This window comes from Streptococcus sp. FSL R7-0248, assembly GCF_037967965.1.
Classification (GTDB): domain Bacteria; phylum Bacillota; class Bacilli; order Lactobacillales; family Streptococcaceae; genus Streptococcus.
Genome location: NZ_CP150201.1, coordinates 917,233 through 930,101, shown reverse-complemented (window position 1 = coordinate 930,101; position 12,869 = coordinate 917,233). Strand labels below are relative to the sequence as shown.

At 40.7% G+C, this 12,869-nt stretch carries 13 protein-coding genes; 2 read left to right on the top strand and 11 right to left on the bottom strand.

The window, feature by feature from the left end; translation table 11 throughout:
• Nucleotides 1-16 precede the first annotated feature (16 nt).
• Together NYE32_RS04540 and NYE32_RS04535 are read left to right on the top strand one after the other, a co-directional pair.
• Nucleotides 17-715 (top strand): amino acid ABC transporter permease, encoded by a 699-nt coding sequence (locus NYE32_RS04540; RefSeq protein WP_002886251.1) that lies wholly within the window; start codon nt 17-19, stop codon nt 713-715.
• Between the two features lie 11 nt (nt 716-726).
• Nucleotides 727-1,377, top strand: coding sequence for an amino acid ABC transporter permease (locus NYE32_RS04535; protein WP_002886253.1), 651 nt, complete (start codon nt 727-729; stop codon nt 1,375-1,377).
• Nucleotides 1,378-1,451: 74 nt separating this feature from the next.
• On the opposite strand, the gene NYE32_RS04530 is transcribed toward NYE32_RS04535, so the two are convergent.
• From NYE32_RS04530 to pelF, 11 genes are all read right to left on the bottom strand, one after another.
• Nucleotides 1,452-2,333 (bottom strand): DNA/RNA non-specific endonuclease, encoded by an 882-nt coding sequence (locus NYE32_RS04530; RefSeq protein WP_013990683.1) that lies wholly within the window; start codon nt 2,331-2,333, stop codon nt 1,452-1,454.
• A 61-nt stretch (nt 2,334-2,394) separates the two neighbouring features.
• Nucleotides 2,395-2,583, bottom strand: a complete 189-nt coding sequence (locus NYE32_RS04525; protein WP_003097027.1) for a DNA-directed RNA polymerase subunit beta — start codon at nt 2,581-2,583, stop codon at nt 2,395-2,397.
• A 1-nt stretch (nt 2,584) separates the two neighbouring features.
• Nucleotides 2,585-3,856: a UDP-N-acetylglucosamine 1-carboxyvinyltransferase gene (murA, locus tag NYE32_RS04520; RefSeq protein WP_013990685.1), complete on the bottom strand. Its 1,272-nt coding sequence runs from the start codon at nt 3,854-3,856 to the stop codon at nt 2,585-2,587.
• Between the two features lie 67 nt (nt 3,857-3,923).
• Nucleotides 3,924-4,160, bottom strand: coding sequence for a DUF1146 family protein (locus NYE32_RS04515; RefSeq protein ID WP_013990686.1), 237 nt, complete (start codon nt 4,158-4,160; stop codon nt 3,924-3,926).
• Nucleotides 4,161-4,351: 191 nt separating this feature from the next.
• Nucleotides 4,352-5,365, bottom strand: coding sequence for a UDP-glucose 4-epimerase GalE (galE, locus tag NYE32_RS04510; protein WP_175063675.1), 1,014 nt, complete (start codon nt 5,363-5,365; stop codon nt 4,352-4,354).
• Nucleotides 5,366-5,379: 14 nt separating this feature from the next.
• A complete protein-coding gene (locus tag NYE32_RS04505; protein WP_073686323.1) occupies nt 5,380-6,801 on the bottom strand; it encodes a DUF4832 domain-containing protein in 1,422 nt (473 codons plus the stop codon).
• Nucleotides 6,794-7,465 carry a DUF4956 domain-containing protein gene (locus tag NYE32_RS04500; protein WP_002883515.1) on the bottom strand — a complete coding sequence of 224 codons (672 nt, stop codon included), beginning with the start codon at nt 7,463-7,465 and terminating at the stop codon, nt 6,794-6,796. Before NYE32_RS04500 ends, NYE32_RS04505 begins: the two co-directional genes overlap by 8 nt.
• Before the next feature lie 49 nt (nt 7,466-7,514).
• The gene (locus NYE32_RS04495) at nt 7,515-8,243 is read right to left on the bottom strand and encodes a polyphosphate polymerase domain-containing protein (protein ID WP_002883511.1); all 729 of its coding nucleotides are present in this window, start codon (nt 8,241-8,243) and stop codon (nt 7,515-7,517) included.
• Nucleotides 8,233-9,999, bottom strand: a complete 1,767-nt coding sequence (locus tag NYE32_RS04490) for a CotH kinase family protein (RefSeq protein ID WP_225998806.1) — start codon at nt 9,997-9,999, stop codon at nt 8,233-8,235. Before NYE32_RS04490 ends, NYE32_RS04495 begins: the two co-directional genes overlap by 11 nt.
• Nucleotides 9,996-11,447 (bottom strand): exopolysaccharide Pel transporter PelG, encoded by a 1,452-nt coding sequence (gene pelG, locus NYE32_RS04485; RefSeq protein ID WP_048790583.1) that lies wholly within the window; start codon nt 11,445-11,447, stop codon nt 9,996-9,998. Before pelG ends, NYE32_RS04490 begins: the two co-directional genes overlap by 4 nt.
• Complete coding sequence (gene pelF, locus NYE32_RS04480) at nt 11,447-12,853, bottom strand: GT4 family glycosyltransferase PelF (protein ID WP_175062863.1); 1,407 nt, start codon at nt 12,851-12,853, stop codon at nt 11,447-11,449. The genes pelG and pelF overlap by 1 nt, the downstream gene beginning before the upstream one ends.
• Between the last annotated feature and the right edge of the window lie 16 nt (nt 12,854-12,869).

Here is a 12,869-nt window from a genome sequence, read left to right as displayed (position 1 = left end):
AAGGAGTCCTGAATTTATGTATCTTTTAACTGAAACGGCTAGTCCTTTCGCTCTTGAACGTTGGGCTGCTTTCTTCGCTAACTTTGGGCAATTTGCCAAAGGTTTCTTTTACACCCTTGGCATTTCAATTGGTGCCTTGATTGTAGCTCTTCTTCTTGGGCTTATCTTTGGAGCTATGAGTTCGACTCACAACAAGGTCCTTCGTGGCATTTCACGTGTTTATGTCGAAATCTTCCAGAACACACCCTTGCTTGTGCAATTCGTGGTTGTCTTCTATGGGATTTCAATCTTGACTGATGGTCATGTCATGATCCCAATTTCATTGACGGCTATCCTTTGTGTGGGTGTCTACACAGGAGCCTATATCTCTGAAATTATTCGTACAGGTATCGAGGCAGTTCCTAAAGGTCAAACCGAAGCCGCTTTGTCTCAAGGATTCACCTACGCTGATACCATGCGTATCATCATCTTGCCTCAAGCAGTCCGTACTATCTTGCCACCATTGACTAACCAAGTGGTTAACTTGATCAAAAACACTTCTACAGTTGCCATCATCTCTGGGGCAGATATCATGTTCACGGCTAAGGCTTGGGCTTATGATACCACTAACTATGTGCCGGCCTTTGCTGGGGCTGCCTTCCTCTACTTTATCATGTGTTTCCCTCTAGCTACTTGGGCACGTCGTAAAGAAGAAGAGAATAAGAAAGCTTACTAAGGAGGTCCACTATGTCAGAAGTTTTATCAGCTACTAACCTTAAATTCTTGGCACAAGGGATGTGGACGACTCTTTACTTGTCTTTCTTCATCATCGTGCTATCTACCCTGTTCGGAACTATTCTGGCGGTAATGCGTAACGGAAAGAATCCTATCCTTCGTTGGATTGCTTCTATCTACGTTGAGTTCGTCCGTAATGTTCCTAACTTGCTTTGGATTTTCATTATCTTCCTGGTCTTCCAACTCAAGTCAACCGCTGCAGGGATTACCTCTTTCACGGTCTTTACTTCAGCTGCCTTGGCGGAAATCATTCGTGGGGGATTGAACTCTATTGACCATGGCCAAACGGAAGCCGGCTTGTCTCAAGGATTTAACAACAAACAAATCTTTATTTACATCATCTTCCCACAAGCTATTCGTAAGATGTTGCCATCTATCATCTCTCAATTCGTAACAGTTATCAAGGATACTTCTTTCCTTTACTCTGTTATCGCCTTACAAGAATTGTTTGGTAAGAGTCAGATTTTGATGGGTGGTTACTACGAACCTAGTCAAATCTTTACCTTATACGGTATTGTGGCTTTAGCTTATTTCGTGGTTAACTTTGCCATCTCTAGCTACTCTCGCTACCTCTCTAAACAATGGGAGCAAGCTAGTGAATAAACAAAAACTCACCTGCGGGTGGGTTTTTGTTTTTCTAGATACTAAAAACGACTCCGGTTGGAGTCGTTTTTTCATTAATTCACCGTTACTTTCCCTGAATAATAATCTAGGGTAATTCCCTGTTGGACATTTGGAACGAAGACGTTGAACTCAAGCGAGCCATCTGCTGACTTGGCTTCAAGATGTGATCCTGATGGAATCAGGTTATCTCCTTCATAAATGAGGGTAACGCGATAACGGACACGTTTATTTTTATCTTGAGCTTTTCGTACCAGGCTTTCATAATAGTTTTGGCCTGTGGAAGTTTCGCTATTAGCTTGGTTAGCCCAAGCAGTTTGAACGGCAATATTTTCTGGATTTGAAGTCGAGGCATCAAATCCTTTGAGACCACCTACAAGTGCATAACCTAACAAATGGCCTCGGTCTACGGCATGGCTATACTCTCCTGAAAGATTGTGAACTTGATGCCATCCAGCTGGTGTCCAAGAAGTTGAGCCATTCCCTGTTTCTTGACGATTTTTGTACTGTCTGGTCGCTTTACTTAACAAGGCATTCGCAACTGTAGGAACCGTTTGTCCTTGAACCGTTTTAACTTGGTTATTAGCGTAGGGTTGGCTAGATACCTTAGCATTAAGATTGGTTTTATTACCGTTAACAATATAGGCACCAGCCCCATTCCATTCTATGGCGTTTCCTAGTTGACTCTTGACAGAGCTAGTCATCACCGTCTCTGCGAGTTGCTCTTGTGGCGTAGACTGCCCACTTGTTGAGCCGTTTGATTTGGCGGAGTTATTGGATTTTCCCGAGACTAGACTAGCTACCTGCTTGATTGGATTGTTAGGTGAGAGCTTATTACTCGTTCCAATGTAACCTAAAACTGCAATCAAAACCGCTATTAGTAACGAGACTAGCTGACGTTTCTGTTTATTTGTTAAAGATGTCTTTCTTTTTGCCATTGTTCTCTTTCTTTTATATGAATGTCATGACTAAAGGAGCGGGATTACTTCCCACTCCCTTTTATTTTCCTGTAAATTTAGCAACAATTGCCTGCCAAGTTTCTGGTTTTAAGATGCTTATTGGATCCTTGCCCTCTCCTAAAACAGCATAGCCAATCATCAAACCGATAGCTAGAAAAGCAAGGCCAATCACACACACACTCAAAACAAGTAATAATTGACGAAAAACATAGCCTTTACCAGTTTCCATACTAAGCCTCACTTACACGTGAAATATTTGCTCCTAGTTTAGCTAGTTTCTCATGGAATTGATAGTAACCACGATCCAAGTGTGTTAATTTACCAACAGTCGTTGTTCCTTCAGCTACCATTCCTGTAAGAATAAGTGCTGCCGAAGCTCGAAGGTCAGTAGACATAACTTGAGCACCTTGAAGTGGCAAACCACCGTGAATCATAGCCGTATCACGAAGGATTTCTGAATGAAGTCCCATACGACGCATTTCTTCCAAGTGTTGGAAGCGATTCTCAAAGACTGTTTCAATCATGGTTGATTCCCCGTTTACCACTGCCATAAGTGCTGTAAATTGAGCCTGCATGTCAGTTGGGAAACCAGGGTGAGGTAGAGTTTTAACGGTTACTGGTTTCAATTGTGAAACATCAGATTTAACACGAATGCCACCTTCTTCTTCCTTAACATCAACACCCATTTCCAATAATTTTGAAATCAAAGGACGGTTATGTTCCCAGATAGCATCTTTGATGAGGACATCTCCAGAAGTCATGGCTGCTGCTACCATAAAGGTACCTGCTTCAATACGGTCCTGAACAACTGCATGTTTAGTACCATGGAGAGCTTTAACACCTTTAATCACGAGCGTTTCAGTTCCAGCACCTTTGACGTCTGCTCCCATCTCGTTAAGAAGGAGGGCCAAGTCAACAATTTCTGGTTCACGCGCAGCATTTTCAATGGTTGTAACACCATCAGCCAAAGTTGCTGCCATCATAAGGTTTTGAGTGGCACCAACAGATGGGAAGTCCATATAAATGGTTGCACCTTTAAGGTTTTCTGCTGTCGCAGTAATGTCACCACCAACTTGGGTAATTTTAGCCCCCATTGCTTCTAAACCTTTAAGGTGGAGGTCGATTGGACGACTACCAATCGTACAACCGCCAGGCATTGAAACCTTAGCGTGACCATTACGGGCAAGAATAGGTCCGAGAACTACGATTGACGCACGCATCTTGCTAACATACTCGTATGGTGCTTGATCAAGAATTTCTCCACTAGCATCAACGACAACGGTATTGTTTTCTTCGTCAAAGTCTACAGCAATATCTAAACCACGAACAACATTATTCATCGTGTAAACATCTGACAAGATTGGAACATTAGTTAAGGTTGTTTGACCTTCCGAGGCCAAGATAGTCGCCGCCAACAAAGGGAGGACAGCGTTTTTAGCACCTTCAATGACAACCTCACCACTTAATCGAGTGTTGCCACCCTGCACAATAATTTTATCCATAAGGATTCCTTTCAAGGGTCATTTTCATCTTTTTGTATTATATCAAAAGTCTTTTAAAATCACTAATTTAAGAAATCGAGCTAGCCATATTCTGTCCAAAAGCTAAAACCGACAGAACAAAGGAGCTGATAAGATAGCCTAAGGCAATACTGATAAAGAGCAAAAAGAGTTTCAATTTTCCAGTATTTTCAATCGGATTTTTGATAATCTTCGCCCAATCAAAGAGGCTAATCAGCATTTGGTAGCTCAATCCTATAAATACAAGGTGACTCGCCAAAGTGACGAATTGATTAATAATAGTCATAATTTCATTATACCATAGAAAGCTAAGCTAAAACATAAAAAGAGGGTGAGACAGTTCTAAATCTGTAATCATTTAGTGACCGCTTCCACTCCTCTTCTCTTTATTTTTGAAGCTACTAGATTAGGGATAGTTTAAAATAATCTAGTGCTTATCTTACGCTCTCTAGGAACTGATAATTTGAGTTATGCTACTTAGTCTTCATAACCGTTTGGGTTAGTCGTTTGCCAACGCCATGAATCTCTAACCATTTCTTTCAAGGTCTTCTTAGCTTCCCAGCCAAGGACTTCTTTGGCCTTTTCAGGAGAGGCATAGCAAGTAGCAATATCACCAGCACGACGTCCTTGAATACGGTATGGGATAGCAACCTTGTTTTCAGCTTCGAAAGTCTTAACGAGATCCAAAACGCTATAACCATGTCCAGTACCCAAGTTGAAAATCTCAGCACCTTTATGACTCAAATTATATTTGACAGCAGCCAAGTGACCTGAGGCCAGGTCAAGAACGTGAATGTAGTCACGCACACCTGTACCATCTGGAGTTGGATAGTCATCCCCAAAGACGTTAAGCTCAGGCAGTTTACCGATAGCTACTTGTGTAATATATGGCATCAGGTTGTTTGGAATACCGTTTGGCAATTCCCCAATCAAACCACTTTCATGAGCACCAATAGGATTGAAATAACGAAGATTTGTGACAGACCATGACGGATCTGATGCAGCTACGTCTGTAAGAATTTGTTCCATCATCAACTTAGTATAACCGTATGGGTTGATAGCTGATGTTGGCATATCTTCGGTCATTGGAGAAGGATTATTGGTACCGTAAACTGTGGCACTTGAACTGAAGACGATGTTTTTAACATCATACTCCTTCATTTTTTCAAGAAGGGTAATGGTACCACTGATATTGTTCTTATAATATTTCAAAGGTTTTTGAACAGATTCACCCACTGCTTTAAAGGCTGCAAAGTGAATAACTAGCTCAATATTTTCATTTGTGAAAACCTTATCCAAGAAATCAGTATCTAAAATTGATCCTTGATAAAATGGAAACTTTTTACCTGTAATCTTTTCCAAACGTTCAAGTACTGCTGGTGAACTATTTGAAAAGTCGTCAACTAAGACTACATCGAAACCTGCATTAAGGAGTTCAACGGTTGTGTGGCTACCGATATAGCCAGCTCCTCCTGTAATTAAAATAGACATTTATTTTTCCTTTCTTACTTGCCAGTGCCTTTTTGATCCTTTTGAATCGTTGCTAATTTAGGCATGACTTCTCCTTCAAAACCTTTCATGGCAAAATGAACCGAAGGCTCTTGTGTCATTGGAGATAGAATTCCTAGCTTCACTTGATAGTTCTGATCTTTGGAATAGGCGAAACTTGCCTTAAGTTCAGTTGTTTGATCTGGAAGCAATTCAGACAAACGACAATCAAGTTGTTGTGCTTGAAGAACCTTGCCATTAGCATTACACAAGTATAATACCACAGGCCAATCCCCATATAAAGGGGCAACCCCAGAATTTTCCAAATTAAGGGTAATATCAACCTTGCTCTCTCCTTTAGAAATTGCCAAACCTGACACCCAGAGGCGATAGCCCATGTTCTTCAAAAGCTCCTTATAAGCAGCATGTCCGTCACCGATATCTTCAGCAACCTTTGGACCCAAGAAGGTCAAATGAGCAGCCTTAGCTTCTTCAGTTAACTCATCTAAGTTATTACCTAGTAAGCTAGACATAGACTGCGAACTTGTCAATTCACCACCGATAGGAGCCTTTTCCCAAGCCTTAGGCATAGCTTTCAAGGCGGCTTGCTCTTGGGTTTGATCGTATGAGCCACCATTTTGAATCCAATTTAACCAGGTTTTAGTTGCTGATTTGTCTCCAAAGACATCATTGTAGATTCCAAAATCACCTTCCAAACCTGTATCAAAAGGTCTTCTCATAAGAATCTTCGCTTTAGGAAAGGCTGGTTGAAACGGTGCGATGTAATCCTTACGAACTTCTTTTCGTGGTAATTGGCGAATGCCAGCATCTGAGTGAACATGCCACTCGCCCCAGTGTCCTAAGCCACCAAGTTCGATGTAGGCGATAAAATCATCATTGCCCCAACGCTGTCCCATAGCAGTCACAGCTTCTTTATAGTATTTTCTAAGCAGTTTATTTTGGTAATTTGGTGAAAATCCCTTACCGTAGGATGTGTTATAAGCATCCCCAAGGTCAGAAATTTCATTTCCTAACCAGTCAGGAATATCCTTATGACTTGATTTGCCAGGGTAATCTAGTAAGAAACGTAAGACGACCTGCTTGCCTTCTTTCTTCCATCGTTTGAACTGGTTACTTTCTTCAATCGTTTCCCAGTTATAGTGGCCCTTTTTAGGTTCCAATTCTTTCCATGTGATATCAACATAGACAAGATGAACATCTTCAGAAACTGTTTTTTCTTCCGCTGAAGGGACATAACCCATGAGCGGATTACCAAAGCTCTTGTCTGAAAGCGTATATTCAAACTTGGTACCTGTATTTCTGGTATTCAAATACACAAAAATGGCATAAAGACCACTCGTAATGATGATTAGACAGATGACGAGCCAAAGTTTCTTCTTTCGACTACTCCAACTCTTCTTCTCACGTTTACTAGCCATGGTATTCGCCGTTGTATTGGATCAGCGTAAGGTCTTTGACACCTTCGATAGATTTAATGTTTTCAACGAAGGTAAGGTCGTTATTTTTCACAAAGACTTCAATAGCCATCTCAACACTGTCTTTTCGCATAGTTTCAGACTTGATAAAGTGTTTGATGCGACCAAGTTCTTGAATAACTTTGTCACCTGTGTGCTCACCATCATAGTGAACCACAGCGATATACACCTTACCAGTCTCTTGCAAGCGGCTAAAGACAATAAGCATCAGTAGGATAACAAGGGACGTTACAACGGCTAGGACATACATACCTGCCCCTACCGTAATCCCTGAAGTAATTGCCCAGAACAGATAGAGCAAGTCCATAGGATCCTTAACAGCGGTACGGTAACGGACGATAGAGAGGGCACCGACCATACCAAGTGAGATAACGATATTTGAACTGATTGCCAGTGTTACCATTGACGTAAGCAAGGTCATACCGACCAAGGTCATGGCAAAACTGCGTGAATAAATAACGCCTGTAAAGAAATGCTGGTAAACCTTATAGATAAAGGCTCCAATCAACAAGGCAAGTAGCAAGACGATAACAATACGAAACGGCGACTGCGTCGCATAGTTATCAGACTGCAAGATTGATTTTTTTATAAAATCTTGAACACTCATAAATTCCCCTTCTTATACTAAGTTCTTTCAAACTTAGCACTTTTCCTATTTATATATTCCCATCTTCCCAGTATTCAAAACCATTTAGATACTGAGATTTTTCATAAGCCAATACGTACTTAGAGACAGCCATCATGTCTGCTTTCCCTGGCAAGACACTCTGGACAATCTTTGGCAGATACTCTGTATATTTAACTTCGAAAACCATCTTTTCTGGATCAATGACTGGAATTGTTGGTAAGTCTGGATCAAAAATATCAAAACTTCCAACCGCTACTCTGACATTTTGGTCAAAGGTTAAGCGAACTGTTCCAAAGTCATAGACCCAAGGCTCTCGCTCATAGTCAACGATGGTCCGTGGACGCATCATGTTACTAACGCATTCATAGTAAAATTCCTGACAGAGAGGATATGGACTTTTTAAGAGAAAGTCATAGTCCCCATCAATAATTTTATAAAATTCTTCAACGGTTAGAGGTGCATCCTCTTTCAAAATGTAGGTATCTACCTTTTTCTTACGCTCTAGTTTGATACTATTGGTCCCGAAATTATAGATACGAATCCGATATTTTTTACGAACTAGAATACCTGCGTCTTTTTCAGCATAGGCACTATTCCAATAGTCGTCAAAGTAAAGACTCCGAATGGTATAACCACCATTTGTCGCATGCTTATCCAATTGAATCAAATGTTTAAAACGCTCAGTCAGCAGAGCCTTTTCTGGTTCACCAATGACATATTTCAACTCATGGCGAAAGGGCTTCTCTTTAGTCTTCATAACCATCTACCCCAATTTTTCCATCTTCAAGGACAAAGAAGCTCATGATACCAAATTGTTTAGAGTTATCACTATTGACATAGTAGTCAAAGGCACGTTGTGATTGTCCTGCTTCGTTAGTTGCAGTCACACGCACAAAATATTGTCCCTTAGGCAAGGTATCTGTTTCAGCACTGAGGGTTTTGAGACCAGATTTTTCAAAGACCTTGTCTTTAAATTCATAGTCCTTAGCTAACTCAACTGTGTAAGTCAACTTGCTGTTATTGAAGTCGTAAGAGGCACCCCAACTTAATTTCAATTTGTTATTGGCCACTTCCGGCTTATTGATAAAGAATGGTTGCGGTTTTTCAAGACTTGTTTTGTAAATCTTGTAGTTGTTCTCCAACTCATTTGGCAAATCTGCCAAAATCTTGTCGTAATTATCAGGTGTTGTCTTAGCATGCATTTGGTCAGGCATCTTAGCTAGGTAAGGTTTAATAACTGCTGCGTATTCATTACTCATAGAAGTAATCTTGTCACCAGTAATCGTCTTACGTAGCTCATCCATCTTCTCATCTAGACCCTTGCGGAACTCTTTTGACTTGAGCAAACGTTGGAAAAGTTGGTTACCCCAATAGTTGCTGACACCGACTTCCCAGCTATTAGCTTGGTCACTGTCCTTACTTACCAAACGACGTTCATTCTTCATCAAGATACTATCGTTATCCCAAGGAATGATGTACCATTTGGTTGAGTTTTGTGGGCTATAGAGATACATGTTACGACTCTGTGTATCATCATTACCAAGCAACATCTGGAAGGCCATCCAATATTGGATATTCTCAGGATCTACATACTTGTCCATGATGGTTTCAATCTTCACCGATGGATCGTTGAGCTTGGTTAGAAAATCAATAAGTTTGGTATGATCATGGCTACCTTTAATTTCCAAAAGTTTCTCGAATTTATCCTTATCGAATTTAGGATCATCTTCTTTAACAATCGTATCTTCATAGCGGAAGAATTCGAAGAAGTTTGGTTTATAAAGGTTGGCATTTTCATCCAGACCGTGATCTTTCAGATAGTTTTTGTTAATCTGTTCGACTTGCGTGTAGAGACCATAATCTTCAAACTTACCTGAAGGATTGTCAGAGGTTTCATCTTTAACGTAGAGGTGAACAAAACTCGTTCTAGCACCCATGAGTTGTGGAATCTCTTCCATTAGATCATAGGACAACTTATTTCTAAAGCGAAGGGCTTCAGTCTGGTGTTTGTTAAGGTTGATAGTACGTTGACCGTTCCACTCACCTTTGTTCTTTTTAATCTTGATTTTGTAGTTCTTTTGGGCGTTCTTACTTGAACTTTCCCCACGAATCTGAACACTAGCATTTGGCACGTCTTGGTCATAACCTAACTCACCAGAGACGGGACCGTCCTCGTTACCAACTTGAAGGAGCCCTGCTACTTGATATCGTTTAACATGCATTTTCTGATAATCTTCAACGGAATATTGATTGACCTCAGACCATGAGTGATTTTGATTTTCTGTAGCATCTCCTCGACGTACTGTCAGGTACATGGTCGTTACCTTTGTATGATCCTTATCATAGAGACTCTTTTTGTCTCTTAAGTGTACATTAGAGATATCAGTGGCCGCTTGTTTATCTACTTTTTTAGTTGTCACACCGTTTTTTGTCTGTTCCTTGGTTCCACATGCTGTAAAACCAAAGACCGTACAGAGCAACAAAACCGCTGCTAAACTCTTTTTCCTATTCATTTCCCCCACCTCTTTTGTATGTTTTCTAAACGCTCAGTCCATTTTTCAAAATAGCCCACGTCTTTCTTAGATACCATGGCTTGGCTTCCTAAGAAATGATACTGAAGATCACTTGTGTATTTGTCGATTTCCTGACCACTTTCAATAAAAAGAACAAGAGAAGAAATCAAGAAGGCGTAGCCTAGGAAGGCTGAGTCCAAGAACTGAGAACCAAAACTCAAAACTACTGTCAGAATAGCAAAGTGTTTGGCAAGTTTCTTAGCTCCCTTATAATCTGCAAAATACATCAAAAGCAAGATATTTACATTACCAACAGCATAGAGTCCATAAGCCAGACATAGCGTTAAAAAGTACCCATGCATTTGATTGTTAAAACCAATTGGTAAGTAAGTCAAGGCCACGCTTCCGAAGAACATAATGAAAATTGTCGCTAGCAATTGTTTCCAAAAAACATATTTGAGTTCGTTACTCATGACATCCAGCATTTGAGTTTCAGCTTCCTGGATATCCGAAAGACTTCCCTCTTCATTGTATAGGTTAAAATAACGTCGGAAATGCGGATAGAAGGAAACCTCGACAGACATAACGAAATTAAGTGTTGATACCAAAGTCGTTAAGTAGGCTAGCATGGCTGGCACATCGTAGACTGGAGCTGTACGGAAGAAGCCGTCAAAACTCTTACTAATTGGCCCAAACCAGTTAATAATAATATGAGCAAAGAGGGCCACCAACATGTAAAGTCCAGTCTTGGCAAGATCAGAGAATTGATCAAACCATTTCAAAAACTCAAAGGACATTTTAAGATTAGATGGGAAATAGTCATGGATAAGACGAACCATCCAAAACATCATTCCACCGTATCCCAAACAAACACTTAGGAAGATACCATACTTTTGATGTAGGAAAATACTAAGTAACCCAGAGACAACCGTCACACCAATCGCTAAAAAGAAACCTTTGATAATTTCTTTATAGGATTTAATCGCTGTCAAGTAGGTAATGACATTCCAAACGAGACAGAGCTCACCAAAGAGCAAAACTCCCATAGCCACTTCTGCTAAGCTTCGACTAGCCAAGGCTAGATAAATCGCATACAGCGGTGTCCCAATCAAAAGCATCAAAGCACTCGACGCATAAAATGAGGGGATAATAGTCTCAAATTTTTTCTCGTAGAGCATGTCCGCAACAAAGCGGGTTACCACCAGAGAAAAGAGACTGGTAATCACGAGTGAAAAGATGATAGCGTAGGTTAAGTTCGAAAGAATATAATCACGCTCATTTTCACTGATTCCCGCTACCATTGTTAGAACAACGACACCAGCTGTAAGCAAAATCCCCAAAAGCATAGGACCGGTATAAACAATTCCAGCATAAGCGTAGGCCTTTTGTTTTGAAAAAAGGCTATCCTCGTTGTAAATTTTACGTAATTCAAATCCAATACCGGCCATTAAACAGCCACCTCCTCATATAAGCGTCGGTACTGACCGATCATTTGCGGATATTGATATATCGCCTCAACACGCTTACGCGCAATTTCACCCATTTCAAGACGTCTAGCATCATTAATCGCCATCTTCTTCATAGCTTCTGCAAGAGGCCCTGTACAAGTAGGTGGCGCACAAAATCCTGCAATCCCTAAATTGTCATCCTCACGACCTTCTAGCAATTCTCGACAACATCCGACATCTGTCGTCACACAAGGACGGCTAGCCGCCATTGATTCCAAAACAGAAAGTGGCAAACCTTCAGAAAGGCTGGTCAAAAGCGTAAAATCAATTTTCTTCATATATTCTCGAATATTAACACGACCAGTGAATAGGAGACGATCTCCCAAATCCATCTTATCGGCCAAGCTAAAACACTCATTCGCATATTCTTGGTCATCTATACCACCCATGATATGCAAACGAACGTTTGGCACTTGCTGAGCTAGTTCGTAGAAAGAATACAACATGGTTTTGATGTCCTTAATTGGAGCCAAACGAACCACGGCTCCGATATCAATCCAACCATCCGGTTCTTTCAAAGGAATTTGAGAAAACGCATCGTAGTCAATCCCGTTTGAAATAACCTGACATTTCTCTGGATCACAACCCATCTCAATCTGAATTTCCTTGGCCTTCGTAAAGAGGCTGGTAATTTTTTCAGCATTTTGATAAATCGCATCAGACAACATATAGAAGAACCTTACCCACTGTTGGCGCATTGTAGGTAAAACCCACTTGGCACGAAGCAATTCTTCCTCACGTTCACGTGTATAAATCCCGTGTTCAGTTAAGAAGAGAGGTTTGTCATAGGTCAAACTGCCCAAAGTTGCAAGAATACCACCATAACCTGTAGAGATTGAGTGGTAAACATCTGCTTCAGGAGGTGGACAAGATAAAATATTTAAAAGTGGAAACAGCATAGAACGGATCGTGTGAAAAACATCTGAAAAAGATAGCTGCGTGTAGCGTTCACTACAGAGATCCTTCAAGACCTGAAAAAAGGCCTCACTACTCAAGAGATCGTTAGGAACGACCTTACCATCCTGTAACAGTTTAAACAAGACTTTCCAATCAGGTTGTTGACAAAAAACCATATCTTTAAGCGCTTGTTTTTCCTCATCTGTAAACTGATGTGGCTCTATGTCTTCTTCTTTATCTGGCACAACATAGTCCAAAAAGACTTCGTGTACCTCTACGACATTTTCAGGAAGTTCATAAACAAACTTTCCCTTTTGCTCATGCGTTGCCCCCACAACCCAAAGAACAAATTCATGCTCTTTCATTTCTGTAATATATTGATGCATCCAAGTAGAGACACCACCGTGAACATACGGATAGGACCCTTCAAGAATTAAACATATCTTCATCGGCATTTTCCCCTAT

Coding starts and splice junctions, on each gene's coding strand:
- NYE32_RS04540 (WP_002886251.1), top strand. CDS start 17: ATGTATCTTTTAACTGAAACGGCTAGTCCTTTCGCTCTTGAACGTTGG.
- NYE32_RS04535 (WP_002886253.1), top strand. CDS start 727: ATGTCAGAAGTTTTATCAGCTACTAACCTTAAATTCTTGGCACAAGGG.
- NYE32_RS04530 (WP_013990683.1), bottom strand. CDS start 2,333: ATGGCAAAAAGAAAGACATCTTTAACAAATAAACAGAAACGTCAGCTA.
- NYE32_RS04525 (WP_003097027.1), bottom strand. CDS start 2,583: ATGGAAACTGGTAAAGGCTATGTTTTTCGTCAATTATTACTTGTTTTG.
- murA (WP_013990685.1), bottom strand. CDS start 3,856: ATGGATAAAATTATTGTGCAGGGTGGCAACACTCGATTAAGTGGTGAG.
- NYE32_RS04515 (WP_013990686.1), bottom strand. CDS start 4,160: ATGACTATTATTAATCAATTCGTCACTTTGGCGAGTCACCTTGTATTT.
- galE (WP_175063675.1), bottom strand. CDS start 5,365: ATGTCTATTTTAATTACAGGAGGAGCTGGCTATATCGGTAGCCACACA.
- NYE32_RS04505 (WP_073686323.1), bottom strand. CDS start 6,801: ATGGCTAGTAAACGTGAGAAGAAGAGTTGGAGTAGTCGAAAGAAGAAA.
- NYE32_RS04500 (WP_002883515.1), bottom strand. CDS start 7,465: ATGAGTGTTCAAGATTTTATAAAAAAATCAATCTTGCAGTCTGATAAC.
- NYE32_RS04495 (WP_002883511.1), bottom strand. CDS start 8,243: ATGAAGACTAAAGAGAAGCCCTTTCGCCATGAGTTGAAATATGTCATT.
- NYE32_RS04490 (WP_225998806.1), bottom strand. CDS start 9,999: ATGAATAGGAAAAAGAGTTTAGCAGCGGTTTTGTTGCTCTGTACGGTC.
- pelG (WP_048790583.1), bottom strand. CDS start 11,447: ATGGCCGGTATTGGATTTGAATTACGTAAAATTTACAACGAGGATAGC.
- pelF (WP_175062863.1), bottom strand. CDS start 12,853: ATGAAGATATGTTTAATTCTTGAAGGGTCCTATCCGTATGTTCACGGT.